Consider the following 17,978-nt stretch of genomic DNA (forward strand, 5'->3'; position numbering starts at 1 on the left):
GAGGGGCGGGTCGGTTTGGCTGAGGTTACGTTCGAGCAGGTGCGGCGGGATCCCGAGGTGCGTGCGTACATCGTGAAGGCCAACGAGATGCTTTCGGCCCTCGGCTTCACGGAGCACGGCCTGCGGCACGTGGGGCTGGTGGCCGAGCGGGCCATGGGGCTCATGGCGGAGCTCCAGCGCCCGCCGCGGCTGCAGGAGCTGGCCGGCATCGCCGCACTGCTCCACGATATCGGCAACATCGTCAACCGGCATGACCACGGCCAGACCGGCGCCCTGCTGGCCTATCAGATCCTGAGCCGCATGGGCATGGCGCCGGAGGAGATTGCCATCATCATGTCGGCCATCGGCAACCACGAGGAAGACGTGGGCATCCCCGTCCACGACGTGTCGGCCGCGCTGATCCTGGCGGACAAGTCCGACGTGCACCGCAGCCGGGTCCGCAACCAGGACGTGTCCACGTTTGACATCCACGACCGGGTCAACTTCGCCGTGACCCACAGCGAACTGCAGGCCTTCCGCGACGAGCGGGTGATCCGGCTCAGCCTCGTGGTGGACACGTCGATCATCGCCATCATGGAGTACTTCGAGATCTTCCTCAGCCGCATGGTGATGTGCCGGCGGGCGGCGGATCGCCTGGGCTGCCGCTTTGAGTTGGTGATGAACGAAAGCCGCCTGCTGTAGCACGCGGCTATCCCTTTGACGCGGCACCACGCGAAGCGTACAATTGAACTTGTTGCCGGCAGGAACAGTCTAAGTGCTGACGTATTCCTGAAAGGGCTGGAGGCGTGGCCTCCTTTTCCTTTGCGGCGAACTCATTCTACCTGGAGGAGGACGGGCCATGAAGGGCGGCTGGAACGGACTGGTTCTGGCCCTGATCTTGGTACTCGTCGGCGGCACCATCGGCTTTTACCTGTCGCCGGCCCCGGACACGGGCTCTGCACGAATTCTGCAACATATGAAGCTGGGTCTGGACCTGAAGGGCGGCGCCCACATCGTGCTGGAGGGCGTCGACTCGGAACTGGGTGAGGTCACGCCGGACAAGATCCAGGCGGCCCGGAGCGTGATCGAGAACCGCATCAACTCGCTGGGCGTCTCCGAGCCGGTGGTGCAGGTGGACGGCCGCAACCGGATCATCGTTGAGATCGCGGGTGCCGCCGACATCGACGAGGCCCGGGAGGTCATCGGCAAGACGGCGGTGCTCAAGTTCGTCGACCCCGAGGGCAACGAGGTGCTGACCGGAAAGGACGTCGAGAAGGCCGGCGTGTCCACGGATCAGTACGGCAACTTCGTGGTGACGCTGAAGCTGAAGGGCGAAGGGCCGGACAAGTTCTATGAGGCCACCGCCAAGTGGGTCGGCTCACCGATTTACATCATGCTGGACGACGACGTGATCTCTAACCCGGTGGTGCGGCAGCCGATCCCGGGCGGCGAGGCCACCATCGAGGGTAACTTCACCGCCGAGGAGGCCGGGCAGCTGGCCGCCCTCATCAACGGCGGCGCCCTGCCCATCAAGCTGGTGGAGGTAGAGGCCCGGATGGTCAGCGCCACCCTGGGCGCCGACTCCATCGCCAAGTCGCTCCGGGCCGGTGCCATCGGCATGATCGCGGTGCTGCTGTTTATGGTGCTGCTGTACCGGGTTCCGGGCTTCCTGGCTGACATCGCACTGGGCGTCTACGCCATCCTCAACATGATCGTCCTGCTCATGATCAATAACGTGTTCACCCTCCCCGGCATCGCCGGCGTGCTGTTGGGCATCGCCATGGCGGTGGACGGCAACGTCATCATCTTCGAGCGCATCAAGGAGGAGCTGCGCAAGGGCAAGGGGCTCCGCTCCGGCATCGACGCCGGCTTCCATCGGGCGTACGTGACGGTGCTGGACTCGCAGGTGACCACCGCCATCGCCGCGGCGATTCTCCTGTGGCTGGGCACCGGCCCCGTGCGGGGCTTCGCCGTGACGCTGCTGGTGGGTACCATCCTCTCGATGTTCACGGCCATCACCTTTACCCGTTGGCTGGTCCTGCTGACGGTGAACACTGGCTGGTTCAACAAGCGTACCCTCTTCGGCGTGAAGGAGGTGGCCGAGTAAATGAGCTTCCTCACCCGAGTCCGCTACATGCGGTACGCACGGCAGTACGTGATCTTCGCCGTGGTCACCATCCTGATCGCTCTGGGCGCCCTGCTCTTCCGGGGGCTCAACCTGGGTATTGACTTCACTGGCGGCCTGCTGCTGGACATCCAGTTCGAGAAGACCGTGACCATGGAGCAGGTGCGCGGCGCCGTCTCGCAGGCGCTGGGCATGGATGCGCAGATCCAGCAGGTGGAGGTCAAGGGCGGCGATAACCCCGAGGCCACGGAGTACCTGATGCGTACCCCCGTGCTCACCGACGAGCAGAAGGCGCAGCTGTTCGCAGGCCTGACGCAGCTGTCCCCCTACGAACTGGTCGGGGAAGATGCGGTTTCGGCTACGGTCTCCAGCGAGCTCACGCGCAACGCCCTGCTGGCCATCGCCATCGCCCTGGTCCTGCAGGTGATCTACATCTCCATCCGGTTCGAGTTCCGGATGGGCGTCACCGCCGTGGTGGCGCTGGTGCACGACATGATCATCACCCTGGGGGTGGTGGCGCTCACCCAGGTGGAGATCAGCTCCAACTTCGTGGCCGCGGCGCTGACGGTCCTGGGCTACTCGATGAACGATACCGTGGTGGTGTTGGACCGCCTGCGGGAAAACCTGCACAGCCGGCGGAAGGACGAGTCCTTCGAGGAGATGTGCAGCCGGTCGATCCAGGAGGTCGTGACCCGCTCGATTTACACCGGCGTGTCCGTGATCATGATGCTGGTGGCGATGATCGTCCTGGGCGGCTCGACCATCCTCGACCTCTCCGTCACCATGCTGGTGGGCACCCTTGCCGGCACGTACTCCTCCATCGTCGTCGCGGCGGCGCTCTGGTTCCTGTGGGAGCGCAACCACCAGGGCGGCCGGCATCCGAGCCCGGCGAAGGCCCGTCCGGCGAAGGCGTGATCCTGGCATACCGTTCGCATTCACGGCACCCCGCCTTGTGCGGGGTGCTTTCGTTATGGAAGTGGGGAAGAAGGCGGCTTTGGCCCCGGCAACGCGGGAGCGCCCCTCGGAGGGGCGCCGCCCTGCAGCTCTCCCCTGCGGGGCGATCTGTGTCGAGAGCGGCGGCCCGGGCGGGGCGATTCATGTCGCACTCGGGAATCGCCTCCCTGTCGAGAAATAAACCGGCAGCATCGACAAGGGCCGAGCGAGTTTCTTGCCAGGGTTTGGTTACACTAGGCGTAACCGCTGCGATCCTTCGGGGGGTATTCCATGGAATCAGTACTCGGCTTGGTGCGACATCCCGGAAACGACGCCCTTTTCCGTGCCGTGGAGATGTCCCTGCTCTCGACCCTGGCCGGCCGGCCGCTGCACATCCACGCCGAGGGGCTCAGGGGAACCGGCAAGACGACGATCATGCGGCGCGTGCGCCGGGTGCTGCCGCGGATCCGCCGCATCAAGGGTTGCCTCTACAACTGTGACCCCGCTGCCCCGCACTGCCCGCATCACCGGGGGCTCAGCCCGGCCGCCATCGCCGAACTGGGCGAGGAGCGGGTTCCCATGCCCTTCCTGGAGATCTCCCACGCCGCCAAAATCGGAACGGTGGTGGGTTCCATAGACCTGACCCGGCTCGTCCGGGCCACAGAGCCCGAGGCGGCGCTCCTGCCCGGCACGATTCCCCAGGCGCACAGAGGCATCATCTTCGTAGACGAGATCAACCGGCTCGCCGAGACCTCGCCCGAACTGGCCGACGTGTTGCTGGACGTGATGGGTACGAAGCCCGGCAGGGTGCAGATCGAAGAGACGGGCCTGCCGCCGGTGGAGCTGCCCGTACAGGTCACCGTCTGGGCGGCCTCCAACCCGGACGAGGACCCCGGCCCGCTGGAGGAGATCCGGCGGCAGCTCAGCGACCGCTTCGACCTCGTCATCTACACCGACCGGCCCGGCGACCCGGCGGTGGTGGAGCAGATCCTCGCGGCAGCGGAGGTCGAGGGAACGACGCCGCCGGGCATCGCCGAGACGCAGGCCGAGCTGTGGCGGACCCGCCTGGCCCTCCGCCTGGCCGATCTGCACAAGGTGCAGGTGCCGCCGCTGCTGCGCCGGGAAGTAGCTTCGCTGTACAGCAAGTTCGACCTGGAGTCTCTGCGGGCGGTGCAGGCGATGCAGAGCTGCATGCGGCTCATGGCCTGCTTGGAGAACCGCACCGAGGTCCAGCTGGCAGACTTGCTGCGGGTGGCACCGCTGGCACTGCGCCATCGAGTCGACCCGGAGACCCTGAAGCGCATCACCAGCCATCTCGCCGCCCTCCAGGAATCGGCGCCCGCTCCCGGTGCTCACACCCCACCGGTGACACCTGTTGCTGCCGCCCGCCAGCGCCTGACCGGCGTCTCGCTGGGCGGGCTGCTGGCGGGGGCCCAGTCGGAACCTGGGCCGACCGCACCCGGACAACCGGGAGCCGCGAACGCGACCCGCACGGCCGGCGCCAGCGCAGGCCCGGCCGGGCAGGGCAGCCACTCCTGCGCCGAGGACCGCCCCGGCGGTGCGGCGGGCGCGCGTGCCCCGGGAGCGGTCGGGGAGGTGACCGGCCCGGGCACTCCGCAGGGGCAGCGTTTCGGCGGCGAAGGCCCCGCCGCGGGGGACGACTGCCGCGGGGGCGACAGTCGGCGCGGCGGTGGGGAGAGACCTGCAGGCGGCCCGTCGTGGTTTCACCGGGTGCTGTCGCAACTGGGGATCGGCCGCTCGCTGGCCGACCCGGCCCGCCTGCCGCCCCAGGCGCCGCCCCATCCGGCCAGGCCGATTACTGCTCTCACGCCGGACGAGTGGGTCCGTACCGAAGAGGAGCTGGGGCACCCATGAGGCCCTCGGGGCGTCGGCCCGCACCCCGGAACTGGGACCAGAAGCTTCGCCTCGCCCTGGCCGGCGGCCGGGGGGTGCGACTGGGCGAGGCCGCTGTGGTCAGCCGGCGGCTGCACGTGGTCGAGTACTGTGACCCGGCCCGGGTCGTGATCCTCACCGACGTGGACTTCGGGCAAGCGGCCTACGGCCTGGCGGAGGCCGGGCAAGTCGTGCACATCGACGTGTTCCACAGCGTGGCCAGCGTGGACCACAGAGCCGTGGCGGCGGCGGTCCGCAAGGTACTGGACGGGCTGCCCGCCCCGCCGGGATGCCCTCCGGGCAGGCGGCTTGTGGACTTCTTCGACCTGGGCACTGCCACCGGCGGGGGACGGCTGACCAGCAGCCTGGACCGCATGCGCAATCCATCGGCCATGGCGGCCCACCAGAACCACGTCCATCTGGCCGGGCTGCTGCCCGACGAGGACCTGGCCCTGGCGTGGCGGGTCGTCTGCGCGGTGGAAGAAGCGATCATGGCCATGGGAGTGCAGCTCAGGCGCATCGAGCGGCTGGCCCACCGGCGCGGCGGCCGCGCCGGCGACGACCCGGATCTGGGCCGCTACTATGGCGACAATCTCGACTCCTACATCAGCCAGGTTCGCCGGCCCGTCGCACCTGTCCGGGGGCTGTATGGCGGCGGCCTGTCTGAGTCCGCGCCGGGAACGGTTTCCGGCACAGCCTCACCGCCCGGGGCGGGGGAGCAGACGCACGTCGCGACGCAGCGCAGCGTCAGTGGGCCCCGGGGTGACGATCCGCTCCTCAACGCGGCAGGGGGCCGTCGGGAAGCCACGGGCGCTGAGTATGACAACGCCGCGAGAGGGCACGGCGAAGGAGAGCGCGGCGAGTTCTGCGATGTTGTCGGGGAACGTGGACAAACCGAGCCCGACGGGTGCTTCAGCGCGGCCGGGGACTGGGAAGGGGTGGGCAGCGGCGAACGCCACGGTTCTCCGGGCGGACAGGGTGGCGAGAGCGACGGCGCAGCCGGGAGCCCGGGCGAGAGCGCAGGCCGCGGTTTCGCCCAAGAGGCGGCAGCACTTCGCGACTCCGCACTGCGCCGGCGTCCGGCGCTGCTGGATGCCGCTGCCACCCGGGATGTGGTCCCACCCGGGGATGCCTCGTCTGCAGGCGACAGCCTCCGAGGCGGTTCGGTCCGGCAGGCCCCCGCCTTCCGGGGAAGGGCGGCGCTCCCGGACCTGCCCGTCCGGGACGGGACGTTCGGGCCCCCGGGATCCGGGGGATACCCGCTGCCCGAGGCCCCGCACATGCAGCAGGCGCTGGAGCTTTCCCGCCAACTGGGATCGCCGGACGAACTGAAGCGGGTGCTCGAGGATCTGGCCCGGGAGCAGGGCTGGGCCGCGCTCTATCAGGGCGGCGGCAACCAGGCGCCCTTTATGCTGCGGCAACTGGAGGAGGCCGGGCTGGTGCGCCGGGAGGTGCGGGGTATGCGGCTGACCCCCGAGGGCAAGGAACTCCTGGCCTTTCTGCGCTGCCACCTGCGGGACGTGAAGCTCCGGTTTCGCAAACTCATCCGGCGCATTCCCGGTCGCAGACTGCCCACCCGCGGCGTGCGGCGACCCGGCCGGGGTGCGCCCTCCCCCGACGTGCGCTACGGGCTGGTGCGCGGGACGGCCCCCGCACAGCCCGGCGCCTGGCTGAACGACGTCGCCGTGCCGGAGACCATCATGACGGCGATTCGCCGCACCTGGCTGGAACGGGTGGGCCACCGCCCGGGCCTGGCGGCAGCGCCGGGGGGAGGGACGGAGCCGGAGGCCGCGATCCGGTTGCGGCTCGACCGCAGGGACATCCACGTGCACCTGCGGGCAGCAGAACACCAGCTGCACATCTGCCTCCTCATCGACGCCAGCGCGTCCATGGCCGGGCGGCGCATCCTGGCGGCGAAGCACCTGGCCCGGCACCTCCTGGTCTCGACCCGCGACCGCATCGCCGTCATCGCCTTCCAGGAGCGGGACGTACGGGTCTACGTGCCCTTCACCCGCGACTACGGCACGGTGGAGGAGGGCCTCTCGCGCATCCAGCCCCTGGGCCTTACCCCGCTCGCCCACGGGCTTGTCCGGTCGATGGAGCTCATCCACAGTTCCCGGGTGCGCCGCCCGCTGCTGCTCTTGATCACCGATGGCATTCCCACGGTCCCGCACTGGACTGCGGACCCGCTCGCCGACGCCCTCGAGGCCGCACGACTGTTGCGGGCAGCGCGGATCCCCTTCGGCTGCATCGGCCTGCAGCCGTCCCGCCGCTACCTGGAGCACCTCACGCGGGAGGCGGGCGGCACACTGCACGTGGTGGACGAGCTTTCCGCAGAATCGCTGATCAGCATCGCCCATCAGGAGCGAATGAAGCTGGCGCCGCGCACGCGCTGAGTGGCGGCCTGGCGGAGTCGCCCGAGGCGGCGCAGTAAGCTTGGCGCGGGGTCACCGGGCGTGGGGACGCCCGCCGCCGCGCCCGCCGAACGGGGGGCCCACGGGAAATTCGGGTCGATGGCAGGGATTGAACAGCCGCGGCTCGAACACATTAAGGTCATTTGATCATCCCGGCCCCCCGCCAGCGACCCTGCTGCCGGGGGGCAGCAGGTTGTCGGGGAGTGAGCGGGGTTGGCGCGACCGTACCGACCGAAGCGCTGGCGGCCGGTCCTGGCGGATCCGGCGGATTGCTACCTGCTCTCGACGCAGCTCTCCCTCTCGCCGGTCACCGCTCAGGTGCTGGTCAACCGGGGGCTGCGGACGCCGGAGCAGGCCCACGAGTTCCTTACGGCCGGGCGGAGCCAGATCCTCGATCCTTTCCGGCTCAAGGGCATGAGGGAGGCCGTCGACCTGATCCGGGCGCGGCTGGCGCAGGGCGGGCCCATCATGGTCTACGGGGACTACGACGCCGACGGGGTGACCGCCACGGCCGTCCTGGTCATCGCGCTCCGGTCGCTGGGAGCGCAGGTGGAGTACTATATCCCCGACCGGTTCAGCGAGGGTTACGGGCTCAACGCGGACGCCCTCAAGGCGATCCGGGACCGCGGCCACGACTTCGTGGTGACGGTGGACACGGGAATCTCGGCCGTCGCCGAGGCCCGGCTGGCCCGGGAGATCGGGCTCACCCTGGTGGTCACCGACCACCACGAGCCGGGGCCGGTGCTGCCGGAAGTACCGGCGCTGATCAACCCGCGGCGGCCGGACTGCACGTACCCCTTCAAGGGTCTGGCGGGGTCCGGCGTGGCGTTCAAGCTGGCCCTCGCCCTGGAGGGCCCGGGCGTATGGGACCTGCTGGACATCGTGACGGTGGGCACCGTCGCCGACCTGATGCCCCTGGTGGGCGAGAACCGGGCCATCGTGCGGGAGGGGCTCGCAAGGCTCGGCGAGACGCGCCGCCCCGGCCTCAGGGCCCTGATGGAGGTGGCGGGGGTGAAGCCGCCCGTTACCGCCGGGCACGTGGGCTTCGCCCTGGGGCCCCGCATCAACGCCCTGGGCCGCATGAGCACGGCGGCGGAGGCGGTGGAGCTTCTGCTCACCGACGACCCCCGCCGGGCGCTGGAACTGGCGCGCCGGCTGGATGCGGAGAACCGCGCCCGGCAGGAGACCGAGGCGGCGATCCTGCAGGAGGCCCTGGCGCAGGCGGCCGCCCTGCCGCCCGAGGAGCGGGAGTGGGCGGTGGTGCTGGCCGGCGAGGGCTGGCATCAGGGCGTGGTGGGCATCTGTGCCTCCCGGGTGCTCGAGGTCTACCACCGGCCGACGATTCTCCTCTCCGTGAACGGCGACGAGGCCAAGGGCTCCGCACGCTCCATTCCGGGCTTCCACATGCAGCGGGCGCTCCTGCAGATGGCCGACCTCTTCACCAAGTTCGGCGGCCACGCAGCCGCGGCGGGCATGTCGATGCGCAGCGCCGCACAGGTGGGGGAGCTGCGCCGGCGCATGAACCAGTTGGCGTCGGAGTGGCTGCGGCCGGAGGACCTGGTTCCGGAGCAGCAGGTGGACGCCTTCGTGCCGCTCTCGCTGGTGGACGAGCGGCTGATCCAGGAGCTCGCGGGCCTGGAGCCGTATGGCATCGGCAACCCGGCGCCTGTGCTGGCCACGGACGGGCTGGAGGTAGTGGAGAGCCGCCCGATCGGCCGGGAGCAGCAACACCTGAAGCTCTACCTGCGCACCGGGGACGGCGCGGCCCCGGTGGAGGCCGTGGGCTGGAACATGGCCCAGGTGGCGCCCGAGCGGGGCCGGCGGGTGGCGGTGGCCTACCAGCCCGAGATCAACACGTATATGGGCCGCAGCCGGGTGCAGCTGGTGCTGAAGGACCTGAAGCCGGCCGGAGACGGCAGGCCCTTCCGGCTCAGGGAGGAGCACTGCCTGGCCTGGGACCCCCTGGCGGGCGTGGCGCCCGAGGCCGGCAGGATGGCCGGTGGGGAGGGGCCGCTCCGACCGGGCACGGTGATCGACGGCCGGGACGGGCGGCTGACGGAACTGCTGGCGGCAGTGGCGGCGCAGGCCGGCGAGGTGGCGGCCGCCGCACTTCCCGGCGGTACAGGGGCGGTTCCGGATAGCGCCGCCATGGCCGAGGAGGCGGCAGACCCCCGGCTGACTTACCTCTCGGCCCTCTGCCAGAGCGCAGGTGCCCGGGTGCTGGTGCTCACCTCCAGCCCCTGGGCGGCGCTGGCGCTGGCGGAGCGGCTGGACCGGGAGATGCCCGACCTGCGCCGGGGGCTGGCGCTCTGGCTGCCGGGCGAGCCCGAGCCGGAGGCGGCCCGCCTCGTGGTGGCGGCTCACGGCCAGGGCGCGCACGGGCCGTTCACCGACGTGGTGCTCTTCCACCCGCCGTACGGGCCGGTCCGCTATCCGGCGGAGCGGCTGCACCTGCTCTGGCAGGAGGAGGACTGGCCGGTGGCGGAGGCGACGCTGGGGTGGCCCTATCCGGACCGCGACGTCCTGGTGCACCTCTTCCGGTTGCTCCGGAGTGGGCATGCTACCCCGGAGGAGCTGGCCCTGCGGCTCGGGGAGGTCCCCGGCCCCTGGAACCGGCTTCGGTTTGAGAGCGGCATGGCGATCTTTGCGGAGGTCGGGCTCGTGGACGCCAGCGGGCAGCTCGTGGCCGCGGACGGGGTCCGGTTCGACCTGACGTCCAGCCAGCGGTACCGGCGGGGCCAGGAGGCCCGCGCGGCGCTGGCGCGGCGCAGCACGGGAAGGTTGGCCTGAGGCGATTGGAGCAATATAATGAGATGTGAGGGGGCCAAAATTCATGGATTTCAAGGCGAAGATTCGCACCGTTGAGGACTTCCCGAAGCCTGGAATCTCGTTCAAGGACATCACGACGCTGCTCAAGGACCGCGAGGCGTTCCACGCAGCCATCGAGGCGCTGGCGAGCTACTTCGAGCCCTTGGGGGTGGACATGGTCACCGGTCCGGAGGCGCGGGGCTACATCTTTGCGTCTGCGCTGGCCTATCGCCTGAACGCCGGGTTCGTGCCCGTGCGCAAGCCAGGCAAGCTCCCGTGGAAAACGCGGGGGATTTCGTATCAACTGGAGTACGGTGAGGATAGGCTGGAGGTACACGAGGACGCGTTCGTGCCCGGGCAGAAGGTGTTGGTGGTCGACGACCTTCTGGCCACGGGCGGTACGCTGCGCGCAACCGTCGACCTGGTCGAGTCGCTGGGCGCCCAGGTCGTGGGGGTCGCCGTCCTGATCGAGCTCAGCGAGCTCGGGGGCAGGAAGCGGCTCGAGGGTCACGAAGTCTTCTCGCTGATTCAGTTCTGAGACGCTGGCCGCAGGGAGGGGGGGTGACAGCCGTGATTGAGGTGCAGCCACTGCTCGACAAGGTGCGCGAGTACAACCCCAGCGCGGATGTCGCCCTGATTCAGAGGGCCTTCGAGTTTGCCGCCAAGGCGCACGAGGGGCAGACTCGCCGGTCCGGTGAGCCCTACATCACCCACCCGCTGGCCGTTGCGGAAATCGTGGCGTCGCTGGAGCTGGACGAGGAATCGATCGCGGCCGCCCTTCTGCACGATGTGCTGGAGGACTGCGGCGTCACCTACGTGGAGTTGGAACAGCGGTTCGGCAAGGAGATCGCCTCGCTGGTCGACGGGGTCTCCAAACTGGACCGCCTCAACTTCACATCCCGGGATGAGGCGCAGGTCGAGAACCTGCGCAAGATGTTTCTGGCGATGGCCAGGGACCTCCGGGTCATCCTGATCAAGCTGGCCGACCGGCTCCACAACATGCGCACGCTGAAGCATCAGCCGACGGATGCCCAGGTGCGGATCGCCCAGGAGACGATGGACATCTACGCGCCCCTGGCCCACCGCCTCGGCCTGAGCGAGATCAAGTGGGAGCTGGAGGACCTTGCCTTCCGCGTGCTGGAGCCGGAGCGCTACCAGGAGATCACCTACCTGGTCGCCCGCAAGCGGGCCGAGCGGCAGGCCATCACGCAGGACCTGATGAACCAGCTGCGCGCGGTGCTGGAGCAGGAGGGCATCCACGCCGACATCTCCGGCCGGCCCAAGCATTTCTACTCCATCTACAAGAAGATGTATAAGCAGGGCAAGGACATCTCGCAGATCTACGACCTCATCGCGATCCGCGTGATCGTGGAGGAGGTCAAGGACTGCTACGCCGTCCTGGGCATCATCCACAGCCACTGGAAGCCCCTGCCCCTGCGGTTCAAGGACTATATCGCCACGCCCAAGCCGAACATGTACCAGTCGCTGCACACCACGGTGATTGGGCCGTACGGCGAGCCCTTCGAGATTCAGATCCGCACCCGCGAGATGCACCGGACCGCCGAGTTCGGCGTGGCGGCCCACTGGGTCTACAAGGAAGGCAAGACCGACAAGGAGTTCGACAAGAAACTACAGTGGCTGCGGTCGCTCCTGGAGTGGCACCAGGAGATTCGCGATGCCAAGGAGTTCGTCGAGTCGGTCAAGGTCGACATCTTCTCCGACCAGGTCTTCGTCTTCTCGCCCAAGGGGCACGTCTTCAGCCTTCCGGCGGGCGGCACGCCGCTGGACTTCGCCTTCGCCGTCCACTCCGACATCGGCTACCGCTGCGTGGGGGCGAAGGTGAACGGCAAGATCGCACCGCTCGACACGCCGCTCAAGAACGGCGACGTGGTGGAGATCCTGACCTCCAAACAGTCGCCCGGGCCCTCCATCGACTGGCTGAAGGTGGTGAAGACCGCCTCGGCCAAGAACAAGATCCGCCAGTTCTTCAAGCGCGAGCGCCGGGAGGAGAACCTCGCCCGGGGCAAGGAGATGCTCAAGGCCGAGGTCCAGAAGACCGGCATCGAGGCGCACGAGCTGATGCGGGACGACTGGCTGGCCGAGGTCTGCCGGCGGGTCAGCGTGAAGGATGTCGATGACCTCTACGTCGCCATCGGCATCGGGTCGCTGAACGCGGGCTCCGTGGTCTCACGGCTTCGGGAGATGTATGAGAAGGAGCGGCGGGCCCAGGAGCAGCCGAAGCCGCCCGTCGAGATCGAGAAGAAGGACTGGTCCGGCTACGGCAAGGCGTCCAACGGCATCCGGGTGAAGGGCGTCTCCAACCTGGTGGTGCGCCTCTCCCGGTGCTGCACGCCGGTGCCGGGCGATCCGATCATCGGCTACGTCACCCGCGGCCGGGGCGTGACCGTGCACCGGCTGGACTGCCCGAACATGGAAGACCTGGCCAAGGACCACGACCGGCTCATCGAGGTGGCCTGGGAGGAGAACTACCAGACCCCGAGGCCGGTGGAGGTGCAGGTGACGGCCCTGGACCGGTCTGGCCTGCTGGCCGACGTGGTCTCCATCATCGCCGATGCCCGCATCAACATGCTCTCCACCTCCAGCCGGGCGAACAAGTCGAAGATCGCCACGCTCGACCTCGTGCTGGAGATCAAGGACGCGCAGCAGTTGCAGTACGTGATGCAAAAGATCGCCAAGGTACGTGACGTGATGCACGTGGAGCGCGTGATCCACGAGCGGCGCGGCAAGCCCGCCCGGGCCAAGCAGGCGTGATGGGTTTGCCCGGATATCAGGCCACAGAACAACGCCGACGCAGAACGCGCCGGCGTCTTTCCATTTCTCGCCCCCGTCAAAGGGCGATCATCAGCCCGAAGAGGGCGGCCAGCATGCCGATGCCCAGGAGAGGACTGGTCTTCCAGGTGGTCGCGGTCAACAGCCGGTGTGCTCTCAGGGTGCGGAACGCGACCAGCGTGTAGGGCAGAACCACCAGCACCGCGGTGACTACGCCCGGGGTGTACATCCGGAGCAGGAGGGCCTGCCCCACATGCGTGATGGCGTTAACAAACAGGGTCAGTACTGTGGCGACAAAGAGGTTCATCCTCAGTCCAGGCTGACACGCTCTGGCTGCGAAGTAGGAGATCACCCCGTACACGATCGTGGCCAGGGCGACGACGAGGCCGAACTTCACCGGCTCATAGCCCATCGCGTCGACGATGGGTTCGAAAGGCGTGCCCGCGATCAGGAAGCGGTTCCGCTCCACCCAGGGCCGCGCCAGGAACACTTCCTCCAGATCGTGAACGAGGAAAACCAGCGGGCCCAGCCAGAAGAGGGTTCTCAGTGTCATCCCGTTCATCTGACCTCCATGACATTCCTGCGGAACAAGCACGGGTTTCCTTACGCGTGCCTCCCCCTGGGAAGGTAGCGCTTCTTTGCTGCTTCTACTGTCGCCACGGTGAAAGGAAGGAGCAAGTTTCCAAGGTCGGGCGGGGCGCCGCAGTGGGGCGTCAGGCCCGGGCGCGCCGCGCCAGGAGCCCTTCCGCGACGGCAGGGGGCAGAACCGCAAGCAGCAGTGCGAAGCCGGACAGCAGTCCGAAACCGAGCGCGCGGAACAGGAGCGCAAGAACCAGGATGACCAGTCCGGCGACGAGCCGCGCCTTCCGGCTCATCCGCACGGCGGCCACGCACTGGGCTGACACCGTCGCCAGGGCCAGGACGTAGAACGCGAGGCGTGCCCCGGTAAGGCTGCCGCGCAGGTCCGTAAGGAAGGCGAGCAGGGTGAGGCCCAGGAGCACGTAGGGCAGCGCGTACACCACAGCGGCGCCAGTTCCTGGACCGGCGGGTTCCGGCTCGGCCGCACTGCCCGCTGCGGTGCCGAACGCCACGGCCGGCGTGGGCTGCGCATCCGCCCGGCCGCGCGCGACCGTTTCCCTTGTCTGGGTGCTTGCGCGTTCGGTGTGCGCAGCGTCCTTCCGTGAACCCAGGGCGAGGGCGTCGCTGCTTGCACTGCCCGGGTTTCCCTGAACGGCACGGTCCAGCGTGGTGTGCGTGCGGTTCTCCTCCTGCAGGTACACCCGGGCCTGTTCCACGGCCTGGGGCTGCGGGCGCCGCTGGGCCGTCCGGGCGTCCTCGGCGGGCGGTGCGCTGCTGTGGCTGCCGGGTTGTCTGGCGTCGCTGGCTCTGCGTTGCTCGCTGGCTGTAGGTGCCGCTGCCTTCTCCGGCGACAGCCCCTGTGCCGCCGTGATCCGGTGTTCCTGCGTCAGCGGCCGCTCCTGGCTCGCCGGTTGCGGGGTCTCCCGCCGAATCTGCTCCGCCTCGAGGCGCAGGCGGTAGAGGGTGCGGCCCTGCGGGTCCTCCAGGCGGAGGCCCCGGTGTTTCTGCAGGTCGCCCGTGCCGTACTCCGCCGCGAAGGCCTCGTAGGAGCGGGCCATCTCCTCACGAAGAACTCTGGTCACGTAGACGAGCGCGAAGGCCTCCAACTGCCTCTGATCTACGGTTTCGGTTAAGGTCTCAGCGGGCGCACCGCCGCGCTCGGCCATCTCGGAGAGAACCTGGCGGTCTTGCAGCAACTCGTTCACGGACTGCATGAACTTGGGCTGCTGCGCCATGTCCCGCGTGAGCGCCGGTTCCATCTCGCGCATGATACCGCCCCCTCGTCACTTCGCCTCGGTGCCGGCCTGACGCCGTCTGCACTGCCAAATGCCATCCCTTTGCCACGATGAGCGGCATGATCGCGCCCCGCGAGGCCCCGGTCCCCGGAGCAGGGCTGCAGGGACGGACAACGACCGGATCCGGTGGCGGCCGCGGTGCTGCTGGGCGACGGGCCAATGGATCTATTTCCGAAGGGCCTGCCGGGTGCGCAGAATCACATCGATCACGACAAGGGGTTAGACGAAGAAGACTACCATGAAAACCGCGGCGCGCCAGGAGCCAATTACAAGCGGCAGTGCAGAGCCAGCAAGCCACGCCAGGATTCAGTACAACCGGTCCTTCGGATCGTCCTTGGACATTGCGACGAAGTGGGCAACGAAGGTGACGATGGCGGAGATCCAGGCCACCGGAAAGAGCCAGCGAACATTCAGACCGAAGTCCTTAGCGACAAGAAAGAGGGTGCACGTAAGGAAAAGGAGCCAGTTGGCCACCCTGTGTGGCACGACCGTGATCCTTTCCACTCTGCAATCCCGTGACCGCGCAAACGTCGAGCTCAGCCACAGTCCGCACTGATCTTCCTATGGCCACCTTGCGACAGGGTCGTTCCGTTCTCTGGGAACCGCGCACATGGCCACGTGTTCCGGTTCGACTCGCGGGCCGTCGGGCGCCGCCCAACTCGGCCATCAGCAGCCCATCCACCGCTTTCATGAAACCGCTGGCAGGCGGCATTGCACGTCCCATGGCGGGCTCTGCATCGCACATCACGCGATCCCCTTCCAAGGCAGATGTTCCCCCGCCGACTGCTCGATGAGGAAGTATAACAAACGACTATAAAACTCATACAACGCGCGTGCCAGATCGCCTTAGTGCTTTTCGCTTAGTACTATATTCTCTATATATTCTCGCTGGTCCTCTTGCCCGGCCTCGCGCTCCGCCCGGCTGCAGGAAATCCCCGCCCGTGCCCGGGCCTGGCCGGTACCGCTGCAGCATGTGATGGTATTCTTCCCCCAGGCGCCACCGCCGCCGGTGTGGTCGCCGTCATCCCACCGTGCGCGGCCCCGTCGGGGGCTCCAAGTGCGGCATCGGCCCTGCCCAATACTTACCCTCCATGCAGGTGGCCCCGCCTGGTTGTCGAAGAGACTGTGTATCCAAATACGGGAAGGAGAAGTGCCCGATGCGTCTACGCCGAAGCGAGGTCCCGGTCGAGCAGACCTGGAACCTGAGTGACTTGTTTGCGACCCGTTCCGACTGGGAAGCCGAGGGCAAGGCCCTGGAGGCGGACCTGCAGACTGTCACACAGTACAAGGGGCGCCTCGCGGAGGGGCCGGCCACCCTGGCGGCGGCCCTGCGGGCGTTCGAGGCGCTCTTGGAGCGATACTTGCGCTGGGCGTGCTACGCCGAGCTGCAGCTGGCCGCGGACGGCTCCGACCCCCAGAACCAGGGGATGGCCGCCACCGCGGCGGCCCTCGGTGCACGGAGCGCCGCCGCTACGGCTTTCCTGAAGTCCGAGATCCTGGCGCTGCCCGAGGGGCAGGTGGAGGCCTGGATGGCCGCCGATTCCGACCTGGCGGTCTACCGGCCCTACCTGGAGCAGATCCTGATCGAGCGCCCGTACAGGTTGCACCCCGAGACCGAGGAGGCCCTGGCCGCACTGGGTGAGGTCACGGGCGCGCCCTACATGATCTACGAGCGGGCCCGCGCCGCCGACATGACCTTTGCGCCCATTACCACGCCCGACGGCCAGACCCGGCCGGTCTCGTTCCCCGTGTACGAGGACGAGCTGGAACTCTCGGCGGACACCGCCGTCCGGCGTGCCGCTTTCGACTCCTTCGCCCGGGGCCTGGCCGCCTACCAGAATACCCTGGCCGCCACTTTCGCCACCGAGGTGAAGAAGAACGTCGTGATTGCCCGGCTGCGGGGCTACGAGTCCGCCACGCACATGCTGCTGGCGCCGCACCGCGTCGACCACGCCGTGTACCACAACCTCCTGGACGTGATCCAGTCCGAGCTGGCCCCCCACATGCGCCGGTACGCCCGGCTGCGCAAGCGGGTGCTCGGGCTGGACGAGATGCGCTACTGCGACATCGAGGCGCCGCTGGACCCCGAGTACAACCCGACCGTCACGTTCGAAGAGGCCGGCCGGCTGGTGCTGGAGGCCCTTTCGGTGCTGGGGCCGGAGTACCGGGAGATTGTCCGGACGGCCCTGGAGAGTCGCTGGATCGACTGGGCCGACAACGTGGGCAAGCAGGCCGGCGCGTTCTGCACCTCGCCCTATGGGGCCCACTCGTACATCCTCCTCACGTTCACCGGCCAGATGCGCTCGGTCTTCACCCTTGCCCACGAACTGGGCCACGCCGGTCACTTCGAACTGGCGGGGCGCCACCAGCGGCTGCTGAACGTGGAGCCCACCCTGTTCTTTGTCGAAGCGCCCTCCACCACCAACGAGCTGCTGTTGGCGAACCATCTGCTCCGGAAAACCGACGACGTCCGGATGCGCCGGTGGGTCATCATGCAGCTGCTCATGACCTACCATCACAACTTCGTGCGCCACCTGCTGGAGGCGGAGCTGCAGCGGCGGATCTACCGCCTGGCGGAGCAGGGCACCCCGATCACCGCCCAGCTGCTCTCGGAGACGAAGGGGGCCATCCTGGAGCAGTTCTGGGGCGGCGAGGTCGTCATCGACGAGGGCGCCCGCCTCACCTGGATGCGCCAGCCCCACTACTACATGGGGCTCTATCCCTACACCTACTCCGCCGGCCTCACCTGCGGCACCGCCGTGGCGCAGCGGATCAAGGAGGAGGGGCGGCCGGCGGCGGAGCAGTGGCTGGAGGTCCTGAAGGCCGGCGGCAGCCGTCCGCCCATGGAGCTGATGGCCATGATGGGCATCGACATGACGAAGCCGGATCCCATCCGCAAGGCCGTCGCCTACGTGGGGTCGCTGATCGACGAACTGGAGGCATCGTTCTAGTCCCGGCGCCGTAAGAATGCCATCGTCGGGCGCCGCAACGGGGACCTGGCAGCCCGGTGGCTGGAGTCCGCACCGCGCACGCCCTGGGGCGCCAGGTCCCTGGCGCGGGTCTGGGTATCGCAGAACGACCCGATGACAAACTTGGGGACTAGACGAGCATATGCATGTAAGGGTTATACTATAGTGGTATTCCAAGCGATTGGAGGGTTTC

General features: G+C 68.3%; 12 protein-coding genes. 10 read left to right on the top strand and 2 right to left on the bottom strand.

What is annotated here, in order from left to right:
* Nucleotides 1-15 precede the first annotated feature (15 nt).
* From AB2385_RS01820 to AB2385_RS01855, 8 genes are all read left to right on the top strand, one after another.
* Nucleotides 16-681, top strand: coding sequence for an HD domain-containing protein (locus AB2385_RS01820; RefSeq protein WP_367653208.1), 666 nt, complete (start codon nt 16-18; stop codon nt 679-681).
* Between the two features lie 157 nt (nt 682-838).
* Nucleotides 839-2,086, top strand: a complete 1,248-nt coding sequence (gene secD, locus AB2385_RS01825) for a protein translocase subunit SecD (protein ID WP_367653209.1) — start codon at nt 839-841, stop codon at nt 2,084-2,086.
* Entirely contained in the window at nt 2,087-3,019 is a 933-nt protein-coding gene (gene secF, locus AB2385_RS01830) for a protein translocase subunit SecF (RefSeq protein WP_367653210.1), read from the top strand.
* A 309-nt stretch (nt 3,020-3,328) separates the two neighbouring features.
* Complete coding sequence (locus AB2385_RS01835; protein ID WP_367653211.1) at nt 3,329-4,912, top strand: ATP-binding protein; 1,584 nt, start codon at nt 3,329-3,331, stop codon at nt 4,910-4,912.
* Nucleotides 4,909-7,326, top strand: a complete 2,418-nt coding sequence (locus AB2385_RS01840; protein WP_367653212.1) for a VWA domain-containing protein — start codon at nt 4,909-4,911, stop codon at nt 7,324-7,326. The genes AB2385_RS01835 and AB2385_RS01840 overlap by 4 nt, the downstream gene beginning before the upstream one ends.
* A gap of 231 nt (nt 7,327-7,557) precedes the next feature.
* Nucleotides 7,558-10,134, top strand: coding sequence for a single-stranded-DNA-specific exonuclease RecJ (recJ, locus tag AB2385_RS01845; protein ID WP_367653213.1), 2,577 nt, complete (start codon nt 7,558-7,560; stop codon nt 10,132-10,134).
* Between the two features lie 43 nt (nt 10,135-10,177).
* Entirely contained in the window at nt 10,178-10,690 is a 513-nt protein-coding gene (locus AB2385_RS01850; RefSeq protein ID WP_367653215.1) for an adenine phosphoribosyltransferase, read from the top strand.
* Between the two features lie 32 nt (nt 10,691-10,722).
* Nucleotides 10,723-12,924 (top strand): bifunctional (p)ppGpp synthetase/guanosine-3',5'-bis(diphosphate) 3'-pyrophosphohydrolase, encoded by a 2,202-nt coding sequence (locus AB2385_RS01855; protein WP_367653216.1) that lies wholly within the window; start codon nt 10,723-10,725, stop codon nt 12,922-12,924.
* Between the two features lie 76 nt (nt 12,925-13,000).
* On the opposite strand, the gene AB2385_RS01860 is transcribed toward AB2385_RS01855, so the two are convergent.
* Both AB2385_RS01860 and AB2385_RS01865 read right to left on the bottom strand, forming a co-directional pair.
* A complete protein-coding gene (locus AB2385_RS01860) occupies nt 13,001-13,495 on the bottom strand; it encodes an HXXEE domain-containing protein (protein WP_367653218.1) in 495 nt (164 codons plus the stop codon).
* A 160-nt stretch (nt 13,496-13,655) separates the two neighbouring features.
* Nucleotides 13,656-14,789, bottom strand: coding sequence for a hypothetical protein (locus AB2385_RS01865; protein WP_367653219.1), 1,134 nt, complete (start codon nt 14,787-14,789; stop codon nt 13,656-13,658).
* Between the two features lie 165 nt (nt 14,790-14,954).
* On the opposite strand from AB2385_RS01865, the gene AB2385_RS01870 reads away from it, so the two are divergent.
* Together AB2385_RS01870 and pepF are read left to right on the top strand one after the other, a co-directional pair.
* Nucleotides 14,955-15,335, top strand: coding sequence for a hypothetical protein (locus AB2385_RS01870; RefSeq protein ID WP_367653220.1), 381 nt, complete (start codon nt 14,955-14,957; stop codon nt 15,333-15,335).
* 638 nt (nt 15,336-15,973) lie between these two features.
* A complete protein-coding gene (pepF, locus tag AB2385_RS01875) occupies nt 15,974-17,767 on the top strand; it encodes an oligoendopeptidase F (protein ID WP_367653221.1) in 1,794 nt (597 codons plus the stop codon).
* The last annotated feature ends 211 nt before the right edge of the window (nt 17,768-17,978 follow it).

The sequence above is a fragment of the Symbiobacterium sp. genome (genome assembly GCF_040797425.1).
In the GTDB taxonomy this organism is placed as follows: Bacteria; Bacillota; Sulfobacillia; order Symbiobacteriales; family Symbiobacteriaceae; genus Symbiobacterium.